This window comes from Massilia sp. CT11-108, assembly GCF_047302915.1.
Lineage (GTDB): Bacteria > Pseudomonadota > Gammaproteobacteria > Burkholderiales > Burkholderiaceae_D > Telluria > Telluria orientalis.
The window spans coordinates 1-446 of record NZ_JBKYMO010001253.1; the positions used below are offsets into that span (position 1 = coordinate 1).

Genomic DNA, 446 nt, shown 5'->3' on the forward strand with positions numbered 1-446 from the left:
TTTTTTTAACCCCCCCCCCCCCCCCCCTACATCACCCCTTTTCTTTGGCGCCCCCGCTTCTTTTTTTAAACCCCCCCCGGCCCCGGCGGCGCCCCCCCCCCTACACCGCCGCGCGGTCGGCAATGTCGTCGACGGCGCGGCAGAATGCATAGATGCCGAACATCGCGGCCCGCCGCGGCGCCGGCAGCACGCGCATGGCCAGGCCGAACGAACTGGCCGGCGTGTGGTCCGGCACGGTGAGCGCATCCGTCTCGGGAAGCATGGGGTACCTCTCGCTAACTACTATTCGCTACGAGCAAAGGAGCATCGGCACGATATCGCTGGCGGATGGCGCCGGCGATGCCGGCCGCGTCGAGCCCTGCGGCACCCAGCAGCGCGGCGGGGTCGCCATGCTCGATGAACAGGTCCGGCAGGCCCAGCATCAACAGCGGGCGCTGGAGGCTGGC

General features: G+C 69.1%; 1 pseudogene. It reads right to left on the bottom strand.

Annotated elements, in window-relative coordinates:
* Positions 1-115: 115 nt before the first annotated feature.
* A pseudogene (locus ACEN88_RS34280) lies at positions 116-262 on the bottom strand (squalene/phytoene synthase family protein); the annotation flags it as partial.
* Positions 263-446 lie beyond the last annotated feature (184 nt).